The following is a 12,489-nucleotide window of genomic DNA, read 5'->3' as shown; positions in this document are numbered from 1 at the left end:
TTTACCGTACGAATAGTAAAGTTTGGCTGTGATCGTCAACCGCAGGCTGCACGGGGACCCCGAAAACACTGACACCGGCGCACTGCGTCTTGCTGGGGTCACTGCGGAGACCACCGCCCCCGATACCTCACTGTCCCGTTGGCAACGTTGGACAGTGCTGGGCATCGTCTCCTCCGCCCTGCTGCTGATTGCCCTGGACAACACCATCCTCTATACGGCCCTGCCGATCCTCAGCCAGGATCTCGGGGCCTCCAGCTCTCAGCAGCTCTGGATCATCAACGGCTACCCCCTGACCATGGCGGGTCTCCTGTTGGGCTCCGGTGCGCTGGGGGATCGGTTCGGGCATAAGCGCGTGTTTCAGGTGGGGCTGGTGATCTTCGGTGCAGCCTCCCTGACTGCGGCCTTCGCTCCGAGCCCGGAGGTGCTGATCATCGGCCGCCTCCTGCTCGGTGTGGGTGCTGCGGCGATGATGCCGGCGACTCTGGCGCTGATCCGCATCAGTTTCGCCGCCGAACGCGAACGCAATATCGCCATCGCCATCTGGGCCGCCACGGCCACAGTTGGTATGGCCGCCGGGCCGGTAGTCTCCGGGACACTGCTGGAATGGTTCTGGTGGGGATCAGTGTTCCTGGTCAATATCCCGATCGTGATCTTGGCGAGTGTGCTGATGATCCTCATCGGCCCGCGAAACCTCACCAACCCCAACCGGCGTTGGGACGCGGTCTCCTCCGCTCAGGCTCTGGTGGGCATGGCGGCCTCAGTGCTGGCCATCAAGACCTGGGCCGAGGCCCCGCTGAACCTCCCAGTTGCCCTGGTCGCAACTGTGGTGGGTGCGGCCACGGTAACGATCTTCGTGCGCCGCCAACTGCGCCTGATGCGCAGCGACCATGAACCCCTGGTGGACTTCGCCGTCTTCCGCAACCGCGGATTCAGCGGGGGAGTGGTTGCCGCAGGAGCCTCTATCTTCGCGATTATGGGCCTGCAACTGGTCATCACCCAGCGCTATCAGCTGGTGGAGGGTTTCACTCCCCTGGAGGCCGGGCTCTTGGTCACCGCACTGGCCCTGGCATCGATGCCCTTTGCGCTCTTCGGCGGGGCGGTGCTGCACCGAGTGGGTCTGCTGGTGCTGATCGCTGGCGGTATCGGTGCCGCGGCCATCGGCACCGGAATCAGCATTGCCGCGGCAGTACAGGACTCCCTGCCGCTGCTGATCACTGGGCTCATCGTGGCTGGTGTGGGTCTGGGTGCCTCGATGTCGGTGGCCTCCAGTGCGATTATGGGCAATGTTCCCCCGCACCGGGCCGGAATGGCGGCCTCCCTGGAGGAGGTCTCCTATGAATTCGGTGGCCTGGTGGCCGTGGCGACAATGGGCTCGCTGCTGACCTTCGCCTACTCCCGAGCGCTGACCCTGCCGGCGGAGTCCCAGGAATGGGTGGGACAGGCCCCGGCCGTGGCGCTGACCTCCGACGACGCCTCTGTGGTCGCCGCCGCCACCGAGGCCTTCGATACCGCTTACCTCTCAGTCCTGGTGGCCACCGGCGTCGTCGTTCTCTTTGGCGCCATCGGCTGCGCCTGGCTGCTGCGCCGCTACACCCCCGGCACCGAAAGCCAAGCCTTCCCGGATAACCATTAGGGTGGTGTGCTGATGCGGGAATCGAAGCGGGAGCAGGCCCTGGAGGCCGCCAAACGAGTAGTTCAACGCGATGGTGTCACGGCTGTCTCCTATGAGTCCGTGGCGGCCGAGGCGGGGCTGACCAAAGGCGGGCTGCTCTATCACTTCAGCTCCCGGGAGGAGCTGTTCCGCGCCCTGAATGAGTACGTGGCCTACCAATGGGAGGCGGCCATGGAGGCTGAGGCCGGAGCGCCGGCCGAGGAGCTCACCGAGGCGCAGCGTTTCGCCGCCTATACCCATACCTCGCAGAACCCCGAGCGTGCTGAGCTCATCCTCCAGCTTGAGGCATCAGAGGATCCAGAGCTCTACGCCTACTGGGAGGCAGTCTCGGACCGGTGGGCGCCCAAAGCCCCCCAAACCACCGACGACGACGCCATCCGTGGTTTCCTGGCAAAACTGGCCGCCGACGGTATGTGGTTCTACGAGGCGATGACCGCCAATCACCTCACCCCCGAGGTCCGGGCCAGGCTGGTGGAGCAGATCATGCAGCTAGGGCCTACAGAGGAAAACCCCTAGCCCACTCAAGCTCAGCTGTTGTACCAGATAATGAGAGCTCGCTGATTATCGAAGTTTGGGTTCATAGCGGCTTGGAGCTCGGACCTCGTATACCCATAGATCCCCAGGTCCGGCTGGTCTGGGTCCGAGGTGGCAATATAGCCTCCGGAGGCGGTGCCCTTAGCCACCAGGTAGTGGCCATAGGCACCAGTGATCCCTGGGAGAGCACCATGCCAGATATGCAGGATCACTGTGGTGCCATCGCTGGCGCGGGTAAGTGCATCGTCAAAGCGTAGGTATCCAGTCCCGTGGTTCGGTCGTTCGCGGAGGCTGGAGCTGCCATGCTGATCCCGCCCAGTAGGGCGGCTGTGGTTCCGGCGGCAGTGAGGCCAAGTGCGTGACGGCGGCTGAGTTTCTCAGACATCAGTGGGTCATCCCCTTCAGTGTGCGAGGGAATTTCATAGACACCGCGAACGTAAGAATCAACACTGGGCATTGCCCGTGCGCAGGCTCACAGTTCACCCGCTGTTCACACCTGTCCTGAGGTGCTCGGTACCCCTGGATCCCCGTCAAGATGCTGAAGCACCAGCCTCAGGTTTTCAGGGTCCGCGGCCAGGATTTTTCACTCAGCTTTTGCATGGGGATCCACGTGACTTCAGTTGGTGGAAGTGATGTCGATGGCCTGAACCTTCTGGGCAATATGCCCCGCCCAGACATGGTCATGGGTGGTCAGGAGCACCGCCCCGCCGGCACCGGTAAAGCTGTCCACCATCCGGTTCAACTGATCCATCGCAGACGCATCCCTGCCCAGGGTCGGCTCATCCAGGAGCAGTACAGCCGGTTGCAGCAGCAGGGCGGTAGCGATCACCAGGTCCTTTCGCTGCGAGGGGGAGAGGTCATAGGGATGCTCGGTCTCCAGTCCGGTAAGTCCCGTGATCGCCAAGACCTCCTCCACCTGCTTGGGGCTAGGCTCTTCCACCAGCGCACGCTGAAGCTCTTTGACCACAGTTGGCGCCGAGAGCTGAACCCCGGGATCCTGCCCGACCCAGGCAAGTTGGGGAACCCGATGATGAGCCGGCAGCTCCGAGATCTCCTGGCCGGTCAGGCGGATACTTCCGGAGACTTCAAGTGCCGAACCACTACTGCGCCCGCGCCGGGATCGGAACCAGCCTCGGGCATTGGGAGCCCTGTGCAGACCAGCAATCGTGCGCAGCAGCGTGGACTTCCCTGAACCATTCGGACCCAGCACAGCCATGGTCTCCCCGGGACTGAGACTCAGCTGCGCTGCGTCCAGCACCCTCCTCCCAGAGAAGGAGACAGTGAGATCAGCGACTTCCAGCACCGGGGAACCAGCGGCAGCACCAGGGAACGCCCCGGAGCCCTCCGAGGATTCCGGGTCGGCAGTGCTTGGAGTTCCCGCCACCCCGGCTCTGGGCTGCCATACGCCATGCTGGGGGAGACTTTCCACGGGGAAATTCGCCGAGGTGACCCCCTGATCAATGGTGAGGAACTCATCAGCAGCGGCCGCGACGTCGTCGTATTGGTGGGAGGTGACCAGAACCGCCCCACCCGCAGCACAATGCTCCTGAAGTGCCTGCACCAGGCGGGACCGGGCCGGGGCGTCCAGGGCAAGGGCAGGCTGGTCCAGGATCAGAAGATCCGGCTGCAGGGCCATCAGGGAAGCCAGGGCAGTCAGCTGTCGCTCACCCCCGGAGAGCGTCTCCAGGCGCCGAGCTCCCAGGTGGGTAATCCCCAGCGCCCGAGCGGCCTGCTCGGCCCGCCCGTCGGCCTCCTGCAGTTCGATGCCGTGTAGGCGCGCAGGAAGGCGAATCTCATCGGCGGCGAAGCTGGTCATACCGCTCAGCTGCGCCTCGGGGTCATCACCGAGCATCGCCACCGAACCACCGCGGGTGATCTGGCCGGTGGTCTGCCCCTCAACGGTGAGCAGACCGGCGGCCAGCCGACAGAGCGTTGATGCTCCCGCCGACTGGGGACCTAAGACGGCCAGGAAATCCCCCCGACGCAGGAGAAGATCCACCCCTGCCAACACGGGGTGGCTGGCGCCGGTGAAGTCTTGGTCGTCAAAGGAGAAGCCGACCTCGTCGAACTCCAGCAAAACTTCCCTCTGAGGATCAGACACCGAGCACCTCCAGAATCTCCCTGGCGCTGGGCAGCGGCAGCATATCCACCAGCGCCGCGGCCACCAGGAGCACAACAAGCATAGGTGCCACCCAGCGAGCCACTCGCTGTAATGTCCCATTGGGATAGGACCGGGCGGGGGTCGGCCGGCGACTGCTGCCGAATCCACGCTGGGCCAGAGCATCATGGCGCTGATCCAATTGCGTCAGGGAGGTGATGATCACCGAGGTGAGAATCCCCGGCAGTAACCGCATACGCGTGATCAACCGGTCAGTGGGCCAGCCCCGGGCCGCCCGAGCCTGCAGCCCCTGGTGAATCTGAGCCCCCAGCAGCGGAATCAGACTCATCGCCGTCGAACAGATATAGGCCAAGGTCAGGGGCGCTCGCAGGGCGATCATCCCGTCAAAAACCCGGGAAGCATCGGTGGCGAAACCGAAGAGCGCGCAGAGCCCGATCATTGCCGCTACTCGCAGCCACAGCTGGGCTGCGACGGAGAGACCCTCCACGGTCACGGCCGCCGGTCCCCATTCCCAGAGCACGGTCACATCCGCACCGGGGTAGAACAGCCCCTGGATGATGCCGACCATCACCAGCATGGGACCGGCCAGAAAGGTCAGTGTCAGCAGCCAGCGGCCGAACCCCACTCTTGGTGAGAAGGCAGCGGCCAGCCCGGCGATGACCAACAGCGCAGCCGGAACCACCGGGGACGGCACCCCGTAGACCAGTAGCAGCCCACAGCCCAGCAGCACGAGTTCAGTGGCTGGGTGCAGACCGCCGGTCAACTGGTTCGGCTGCTGCCAGGTGACCCGAGCAGGTTCAGCGCCGGACAATGCGGATAAACCTCTGCTCAGTGCCGGAGGACGGAATGCCGGGTGAAGGGATAGCGCCGCAGCAGCCGTTTGGGCAGCGCCCATAGGATCACAAAGGCCAGGGCGAAGATGATGGCTTTATCGCCGATATCCGACAGCAGCGATTGGACTGTGGTGGCGTAGAACATCTCCAGTCCCGCTGCCTGGAGGGTGGCCACGACACCACCGGTGCCGACGCCGAGGCCGCCGCCGAAGACGAAGGCTGCCACCGGCGCTCCCAGTGCACCGGCGGGAATACCGGCTACTGCTCCGGCCAGAACTGCCCACCAGATGGCCCGGAAGGCTTTCAGCTGGGCTGCCCAACCGGCTGCGGCACCGATGAACGCGGCCCCGGCGGTGAATGCGATAACGGTGGGGTTGATGGTCACACCCCACACAACATTGGTCAGCACACCGGTCAGTGCCCCGGCGGCGGGCCCCGCGAGAATGCCGATCACCACTGAGCCCAGGGCGTCGAGATAGAGGGGGATGGCCGTCATCGTGCCCACGATCTGACCGGTGGTGATGTTGATGGCGATGGCCAGCGGGATCAGGCCCAGAATGCTGCGCGGAATCCGCGGCAGGGTGCCGATCAGGATCAGGATGCCGCCAGCGAGGTATCCCAGCATCACCCATAGGGTCGTGAAGCCGAAGTCTTCGCCCAGGGTGGCCGGTTGGGTCATCAGCACCACGATGTAGGTGGCGATGATGACGAGGGCGCCGGCGGCAATGACTGCATTGGTCCACCACGGGGCGGGAATCTTATTGGGGGTTTTTCCGGGGGCCGCGGCTGCCGCGGACCCCTGCCCAGAGGCGTGTTCAGGGGTTGTCATCAGGGGGTGTTCTCCTTCTTGGGGTGGTTTCCGAGCGGGTGATTCAGTGCCGGTAGCTGGGTTCGCGCTTCTTCAGCATCCGCACCACGGTGTAGGTGACGGGGAAGAGGGCGAACTCTACGAGACATTTGTAGAGCACGCCGAAGAGGAAGTAGCTGGCGAATGCTGACCAGGTCATCATCGGGAACAGATCCACCCCCGGTACTGCGTTGAGAAACATCGGGAAGGTGGTGAAGGCGATGAGCCCGAAGATGAAGGTATCGACCACCTGGCCGAAGACTGTCGATGACATGATCCGCGCCCAGAGATTGGATTCACCGAAGCGGCGCTTGATCTGCACGATCACCACAGAGTTCAGCAGTTGGCCCAGCAGAAAACCGATCAGGGAGGCCACCAGGATCCGGATATAGACCCCGTCCCAGCCGAAGAGCACCTCGAAGGCCTCCTGGTTATGGGAGTCGCTGACTGCCGGGGAGATGGTCACCAGGCCGAAGACGATGGCGCCGATAACCATGACCGCGAATCCGATGAGCACCGCGCGCATGGCGGCTTTGAATCCGTAGACCTCTGAAATGATCCCGCCGATGAGATAGGTCAGCGGGAAGAGGAAGACACCGCCGTCGACCACCCAACCGCCGAAGTCCATCTGTTTGGTGGCGGCGATATTGGAGATCAGGTAGAAGGCGGCAAGAAGGGAGACCAGCACTGCGAAGTACTGGCTGCCGGTACTGGCAAAACGAACTTTCGGGGTTTCTCCGGGGGCCGCGGCTGGCGCGGACCCCTGCCCAGATCCGTTATCGGGTTCGGACATACTCGGGTCCTCTCATCAAGGTGGTCTCTAGGTGATTCAGGAAGCTCTCGGCGTCGATCCGCCGGATGAGCTCGGCATTGGGTTGGCGTCCCCAACGGCCAAGCCAGTCTGCCACAGTCTCCCCGCGCGTCAGAGTTCCGGTGGTCTCCACATCCACTGCGGTGACGGCCGTCTCACACCAGGGCAGGCTCCCGGGGCGCCTCCCTCGGGCCCATTCCAGGGCCACCGCGAGCACAAAGGGATCGTGGATCTGGGCGAGGTAGCCGTGACCGTCGAACTCGTGGAACTCGAAGTAGAACCGCAGGGCCTCACCCAGCTGCTCCAGAAGCTGGTGCCACTGGTCCCGGGGCGCCCCGCTGAGGGTCCGGCTCAGTCGATCTGGTGTCATGACCACGGCCTCGGTGGCCTCAATGGGGCCGATCAGCGGCAGGTGCTCGGCCACACCGAAGGCCGCGAAGACCTCCCGGGCAGCCTCGGGATCGTGGTCGATATTCCACTCTGTGGTGGGTTTTGTATTCCCCCGGTAGTTGAAGGCCCCACCCATGACGAAGAGTCGTTTGATCAGCCGCGGCAGCTCCGGCTCCTGTTGCAGGGCCAGGGCGAGGTTGGTGGAGGGGCCGGTCAGGACCCCGATCAGTTCCCCGGGGTGGGCCTTTGCGGCCTGGACCCATGCCTCAGCTGAGGGGATCGGGGAGGCTGCGGTTTGGGGCTCGGGCAGTTGGGCGTGCCCGGCGCCCTGGGGCCCGTGCGTGTCATCGGCGTAGAGCGGCAGCCCACCCTCCTGGAGCTGTTTGAGCGGAACCTCGGCCCCGGGATGTACGGGGATATCCCTGCGCCCTGCCAGTTCCAGCCAGCCCAGGGCATTGCGCACTGTCTGACCGGTGGGCACATTCCCACCGGTGGCAGCAATACCGACGACGTCGACATCCTCCTGACACAGCAGATAGCTGATGGCGACGGCGTCGTCGATACCGGGATCACAGTCCAGAAAAAGCGGAATCATCACCCACTATTCTGCCTGGTCCCCGCAGAAGGCCTCCGGCTGGGGCTGACCAGGGGCTGGGTGTTCACACTTCGCTTGGAACTGGTTCATATCCGGTTCATACAACTGGACCAGGATCAATGCTCATGACCTCAACTAAGCGCCTTTCGACACAGATCCCGACTCTGATCACCCTGCCGACCCTGCTTCTGCTGTTGACAGCCTGCGATGACGGGGCTGATCAGACCACCGAGGAGGAGAACACTGCGGAGGCCTCAACGGAGGAGACCGCTGATTCTGATGAGGCTGCTGAGGATGAGGGTAGCGACGACGAGGTTGACGAGGGTGATGAGGGGGAAGGGCTCCGGGTTGCCGTGGCCACCAATGAGCCCTGGGGTGCTTATCACGTAGAGCATGTGGCCGATGATGTTGAGGCACGCGGCGGAACTATTGAGCTCATCGTGCCGGATATGTCTGAAGTGGATGAGGAGGCCTCGGTCCCTTCCGTCCCACTGAATGAGGCTGACCCTGAGGACTATGACCTCTTGGTGGTTAACGGCGCTGAGGAGTGGCCGGCAGAGGTCGCCGAGGCCTTCGAGGATCTCCCGCTGATGGCCAGCAGCACCGCCTATCTCCGTCCGGAGGAGGCCCCACATGCTGAGGAGATCCGTGACCGGCTCATTGGGGTGACGGCCAGTTCCTATGCCGAACAGGAGACCTTCGCCGTCTACCTCGGTGTGGAGGAGGAAGAAATCGAGGTGGTGGGGGTTCCTGAAATGGATGAGACCCCTGAGTGGGAGCCTGAGGCGGACACCGTGCTGATCCTGACCAGTGTCACCCACCCCGATGAGACCGGCGGCGCCGCACCGGGGGCAGAACTGCTGCTGGATGCAGCCCATGCCCTGGATGAGGAGGGCTACGAGATCCTGGTGGGCCTGCACCCCCGTGAGGACGAATCCCTCTGGGATGAGTTCGAGATCGCCGAGGAAGGTTCGGTAGAGGCATCAGCCCGGGCTGAGGTGGCCGTGGGAATCCCCGGCAGCGTGTTCCCGAGGATCGCCGCGGTGGGCACCCCGCTGGTGGGGACAGTGGACCCCGAATTGGATATCCCGGACTACCTCACCACCACCGGGGATATGGCTTCCACCGTGGATGAGGTGCTGACCGCAGTGGAGGACGCTGAGCCGCTCTCCGATGAACAGTTGGAGTATGTGGTGGGTCCACTCGGTGAGGCGGGGCCCGCTTTGGTGGATGCCTGGGCTGAAGCCGTAGGTGTTGAGGACTGAGGTGTGAGCCTGCCCGGCCCTGACCTACGGGACGGCTGGGCTCAGTCGTGGTAGCTGCCGGTGAGAAGTACGCCGCCGCCGTCGACGCCTTTGGCGCCCTGGACGAAGTCCTGCCCGGCCTCGGCGACATCCTCCGGTGTGTATTCGCTGACCTCACCCATGATCCACGCTTTCTGCCCGGCGCTGTTGAGGTGAGCCACCGCGGCATCGGCCTTCTCCGGGGCGACCACGGCGATCATGCCGACACCGAGGTTGAGGGTGCGTTCGAGGTCAGCCTGCGGGACGCGGCCGAGGTCTGCCATGACCTTGAATACTGACGGCCAGGACCAGGTGGACCGGTCGACTGTGGCCATGAGGCCCGCGGGCAGCACTCGGGCGAGGTTCGCGGCCATGCCACCGCCGGTGACGTGGCTGAACCCGCGGATGGGCGCATCGGGGGAGATCTCGGTCTCTGCAGGATCCCCGTTGAAGCTCTGCACCAGATCCAGGCAGGGGGCGGTGTAGAGCTTGGTGGGCTCCAACAGTTCCTCCCCGAGGGTCCGGCCGAATTCGGGGACTTCCCGACTGAAGGCCCAGCCTGCTTCCCGAACAATCCGGCGGACCAGTGAGTAGCCGTTGGAGTGGATGCCGGAGGAGGCCATACCGATGATCACGTCACCGGCTTTGACCCGCTCGGGGCCCAGAACTGCGCTGGCGTCGACCACACCGGTTGCGGCACCTGCGACGTCGTACTCATGCTCACCCAGCAGTCCCGGGTGTTCTGCGGTTTCCCCGCCGACTAGGGCGGTCTGCGCCTCGGCGGTGGCCTTGGCGATTCCGGAGACGATGGCGGCGATACGTGCCGGTTCCACCTTCCCGCAGGCGATGTAGTCGGTCATGAAAAGGGGCTTGGCGCCGGCGACCACAATGTCGTCGACGACCATGCCGACCAGGTCGTATCCGATGGTGTCGTGGATATCCATCGCCTGAGCGATGGCCACTTTGGTGCCGACACCGTCGGTGGAGGTGGCCAGCAGGGGCCGGGGCAGCCGCTTCAGCTCGGAGGCGTCGTAGAGTCCGGCGAACCCGCCGAAGCCGCCTACTACCTGTGGGGTGTGGGTGGCCTCGATATGAGCCTTCATCAGCTCCACGGCGCGGTCACCGGCCTCGGTGTCCACACCGGAGGAGGCGTAGGTGATCGGAGCGGAGTTTTCCGCGGTCTGGTTCTCCGGGGCTCCGGCACCGGCCTTGCTCACTGGAGGACCTCCTCGCGCAGTGGGGTTTCTTCATCCCAATCGGAGTCCAGCTCGAACTCGGCATCGGGGCCGGGCTCGCAGCCGGTCTGGGGGCGTCGCTGCGGCATCCCCGGCAGGGAGGGCTGCTCGAGCAGCAGTTTGCCGCGCTTATCCGCCGGGGGCAGTTCAATGGGGTATTCCCCGGAGAAGCAGGCGGTGCACAGGCTGGAGCGGGGCTGTCCGGTGGCGGCGATCATGCCCTCTTCGGAGATATAGGCCAGGGAGTCAGCCCCCACAGCTTGGGTGATCTCATCGATGGTCGCTCCGTTGGCGATGAGCTCGGCACGGGTGGCGAAGTCGATGCCATAGAAGCAGGGCCATTTGATCGGCGGGGAGGAGATCTTCACGTGGACCTCCGCGGCACCGGCCTCCTTGAGCATCCGCACAATGGCTCGCTGGGTGTTACCGCGGACGATGGAGTCATCGACGACGACGACTTTCTTCCCGGCAACCACATGCTCCTGGACGTTGAGCTTCAGCCGGATGCCCAGCTGACGCAGCGTCTGGCTGGGCTGGATGAAGGTTCGTCCCACATAGGCGTTCTTGATGAATCCTTGGGCGAAGGGCAGTCCGGAGGCTTCTGCGTAGCCGACTGCTGCTGGGGTGCCGGATTCGGGAACGGGGATGACGATATCGGCGTCGTGGGTGTCTTCCCGGGCCAGCTGCCGGCCCATCTCCACGCGGGATTCGTAGACGCTTCGGCCGTTGATATTGGCATCAGGCCGGGCGAGGTAGACGTATTCGAAGACGCAGCGGGCCGGTGCCGATTCAGCGAACTGGTGGGAGCGGACGCCGTCGGCGTCGATAGCGATGAACTCTCCGGGTTCGACTTCCCGAATGATGGAGGCACCCACGGTGGCCAGTGCGGACTGTTCGGAGGCGACTACCCATCCGCTGTTGAGCCGGCCCAGGACCAGGGGGCGTACGCCCTGGGGGTCGCGGGCGGCGTAGAGGGTGTTCTCGTCCATGAACACCAGGCAGAACGCGCCTTTGAGGGTGGGCAGCAGGGCCAGGGCCTGTTCTTCCAGGGAGTTTCCGGGCTGGTCCTTCAGCAGTGCGGTGACAAGCGCGGTGTCGGTGGTGTTGCCCTGGGCGAGTTCGCCGAATTTGGCTGCACCGTGGCGGGCGACGATCTGCTCGTGGAGGTCCGCGGAATTGGTGAGGTTGCCGTTATGGCCCAGTGCGACGGTCCCATGCGGGGTGTCACCGAGGGTGGGCTGGGCATTGGACCACTGGTTGCCACCGGTGGTTGAGTACCGGCAGTGGCCGACGGCAATATGTCCGCGCAGCGCGTTGAGTGTGGCTTCGTCGAAGACCTGGGAGACGAGCCCCACGTCCTTGTAGACCTGGATGTGGTTGCCGTCGCTTGCGGCGATACCGGCGGATTCCTGTCCGCGGTGCTGGAGGGCGAAGAGCCCGTAGAAGCTGAGCTTGGCGACCTCCTCGCCGGGCGCCCAAACTCCGAATACGCCGCATTCATCCTGCGGGAGTGGATCCTCATCCAGGAGGTTATGGTTCAGGCGTCCGTCACCACGGGCCATACTCAGCGCTCTCCTAGCGGTTCGATGTCATAGGTGGTGCGCCGTTTGCGCAGAACCTTTTCCAGTATCAACCATGCGGTGGCGGCCAGGGCCAGTGCCGGCATGGTGAAGATGAAAGTCATGTAACCGATCGAGGCACCGGTGCCGTAATTGGGGTCCTGTGGAGTCGTATAGACCACGATGACGGCCACAGTGAAGGCAAGTGCGAGGGCACCTACCAAGAACGGAACGAGTTTGGGGGTGGTGCGAACGCTCACCTGACGGCGCTGCGTCGAAGAAGGCATATCACCAGTCTACTGGGTGAACGCCAGGTGAATCACACCGGCCCATTTCGGGGTCACTATGGAATTTTCAAGCTACAGCGGCCAGTCCGTTTCCGGGGCCAGGTAGTGAAGTTCTTGTGGCACGTCCGGCCACCACTGCCTTCCTCCATCCCCGGCTCCGTTGAGGGGGGAGCCGAGCGGTGGAGGGTGGGCAAGCAGGGGTTAGGCGGCATCGTCTACTGCCCAGTCAGGTGGTGGGCCAACGTCCCAGCCGGTGGCGACCCCGTCGTAGGCACCTGGTTCGTCGAGTTCGTGGAACCAGACTTCGTCTTCCACCCCGCTGGG

The 12,489-nt window shown here is 64.2% G+C and carries 11 protein-coding genes; 3 read left to right on the top strand and 8 right to left on the bottom strand.

Annotated elements, in window-relative coordinates; all coding sequences use genetic code 11:
* The first annotated feature begins 28 nt into the window (after positions 1-28).
* Both HGQ17_RS11910 and HGQ17_RS11905 read left to right on the top strand, forming a co-directional pair.
* Positions 29-1,633 (top strand): MFS transporter, encoded by a 1,605-nt coding sequence (locus tag HGQ17_RS11910; protein WP_324615275.1) that lies wholly within the window; start codon positions 29-31, stop codon positions 1,631-1,633.
* A 12-nt stretch (positions 1,634-1,645) separates the two neighbouring features.
* Positions 1,646-2,188 carry a TetR/AcrR family transcriptional regulator gene (locus HGQ17_RS11905; protein WP_168888168.1) on the top strand — a complete coding sequence of 181 codons (543 nt, stop codon included), beginning with the start codon at positions 1,646-1,648 and terminating at the stop codon, positions 2,186-2,188.
* 634 nt (positions 2,189-2,822) lie between these two features.
* Here HGQ17_RS11905 and HGQ17_RS11900 read toward each other — a convergent pair.
* From HGQ17_RS11900 to HGQ17_RS11880, 5 genes are read right to left on the bottom strand one after another with little or no spacing between them, the layout of a single operon-like run.
* The gene (locus HGQ17_RS11900; protein ID WP_168888167.1) at positions 2,823-4,307 is read right to left on the bottom strand and encodes an ATP-binding cassette domain-containing protein; all 1,485 of its coding nucleotides are present in this window, start codon (positions 4,305-4,307) and stop codon (positions 2,823-2,825) included.
* Positions 4,300-5,136, bottom strand: coding sequence for an energy-coupling factor transporter transmembrane component T family protein (locus HGQ17_RS11895; protein WP_229503527.1), 837 nt, complete (start codon positions 5,134-5,136; stop codon positions 4,300-4,302). Before HGQ17_RS11895 ends, HGQ17_RS11900 begins: the two co-directional genes overlap by 8 nt.
* 17 nt (positions 5,137-5,153) lie before the next feature.
* The gene (locus HGQ17_RS11890) at positions 5,154-5,987 is read right to left on the bottom strand and encodes a histidine kinase (protein WP_168888165.1); all 834 of its coding nucleotides are present in this window, start codon (positions 5,985-5,987) and stop codon (positions 5,154-5,156) included.
* A gap of 43 nt (positions 5,988-6,030) precedes the next feature.
* Positions 6,031-6,798 (bottom strand): queuosine precursor transporter, encoded by a 768-nt coding sequence (locus HGQ17_RS11885; RefSeq protein ID WP_168888164.1) that lies wholly within the window; start codon positions 6,796-6,798, stop codon positions 6,031-6,033.
* Positions 6,782-7,801, bottom strand: coding sequence for a nucleoside hydrolase (locus tag HGQ17_RS11880; protein WP_168888163.1), 1,020 nt, complete (start codon positions 7,799-7,801; stop codon positions 6,782-6,784). The genes HGQ17_RS11885 and HGQ17_RS11880 overlap by 17 nt, the downstream gene beginning before the upstream one ends.
* Positions 7,802-7,926: 125 nt before the next feature.
* Here HGQ17_RS11880 and HGQ17_RS11875 point away from each other — a divergent pair, with 125 nt between their 5' ends.
* Positions 7,927-9,066: a hypothetical protein gene (locus tag HGQ17_RS11875; RefSeq protein WP_211090640.1), complete on the top strand. Its 1,140-nt coding sequence runs from the start codon at positions 7,927-7,929 to the stop codon at positions 9,064-9,066.
* A 41-nt stretch (positions 9,067-9,107) separates the two neighbouring features.
* Here HGQ17_RS11875 and purM read toward each other — a convergent pair whose 3' ends face one another.
* From purM to HGQ17_RS11860, 3 genes are read right to left on the bottom strand one after another with little or no spacing between them, the layout of a single operon-like run.
* Positions 9,108-10,301, bottom strand: a complete 1,194-nt coding sequence (gene purM / locus HGQ17_RS11870; protein ID WP_168888162.1) for a phosphoribosylformylglycinamidine cyclo-ligase — start codon at positions 10,299-10,301, stop codon at positions 9,108-9,110.
* Positions 10,298-11,881, bottom strand: a complete 1,584-nt coding sequence (gene purF / locus HGQ17_RS11865; RefSeq protein WP_168888161.1) for an amidophosphoribosyltransferase — start codon at positions 11,879-11,881, stop codon at positions 10,298-10,300. Before purF ends, purM begins: the two co-directional genes overlap by 4 nt.
* A 2-nt stretch (positions 11,882-11,883) precedes the next feature.
* Positions 11,884-12,165, bottom strand: a complete 282-nt coding sequence (locus tag HGQ17_RS11860) for a hypothetical protein (RefSeq protein ID WP_168888160.1) — start codon at positions 12,163-12,165, stop codon at positions 11,884-11,886.
* Positions 12,166-12,489: the final 324 nt, after the last annotated feature.

Source organism: Nesterenkonia sedimenti, from assembly GCF_012641515.1.
GTDB classification, from domain to species: Bacteria; Actinomycetota; Actinomycetes; order Actinomycetales; family Micrococcaceae; genus Nesterenkonia; species Nesterenkonia sedimenti.
The sequence above is the reverse complement of the archived record's forward strand: the minus strand, read 5'-3'. Positions and strand labels throughout refer to the sequence as shown.

Bases quoted from the DNA above. Each gene is read 5' to 3' on its own strand.
- HGQ17_RS11860 (WP_168888160.1), bottom strand. From the start codon at position 12,165: ATGCCTTCTTCGACGCAGCGCCGTCAGGTGAGCGTTCGCACCACCCCC.
- purF (WP_168888161.1), bottom strand. From the start codon at position 11,881: ATGGCCCGTGGTGACGGACGCCTGAACCATAACCTCCTGGATGAGGAT.
- HGQ17_RS11875 (WP_211090640.1), top strand. From the start codon at position 7,927: ATGACCTCAACTAAGCGCCTTTCGACACAGATCCCGACTCTGATCACC.
- HGQ17_RS11905 (WP_168888168.1), top strand. From the start codon at position 1,646: ATGCGGGAATCGAAGCGGGAGCAGGCCCTGGAGGCCGCCAAACGAGTA.
- HGQ17_RS11890 (WP_168888165.1), bottom strand. From the start codon at position 5,987: ATGACAACCCCTGAACACGCCTCTGGGCAGGGGTCCGCGGCAGCCGCG.
- HGQ17_RS11880 (WP_168888163.1), bottom strand. From the start codon at position 7,801: ATGATTCCGCTTTTTCTGGACTGTGATCCCGGTATCGACGACGCCGTC.
- HGQ17_RS11885 (WP_168888164.1), bottom strand. From the start codon at position 6,798: ATGTCCGAACCCGATAACGGATCTGGGCAGGGGTCCGCGCCAGCCGCG.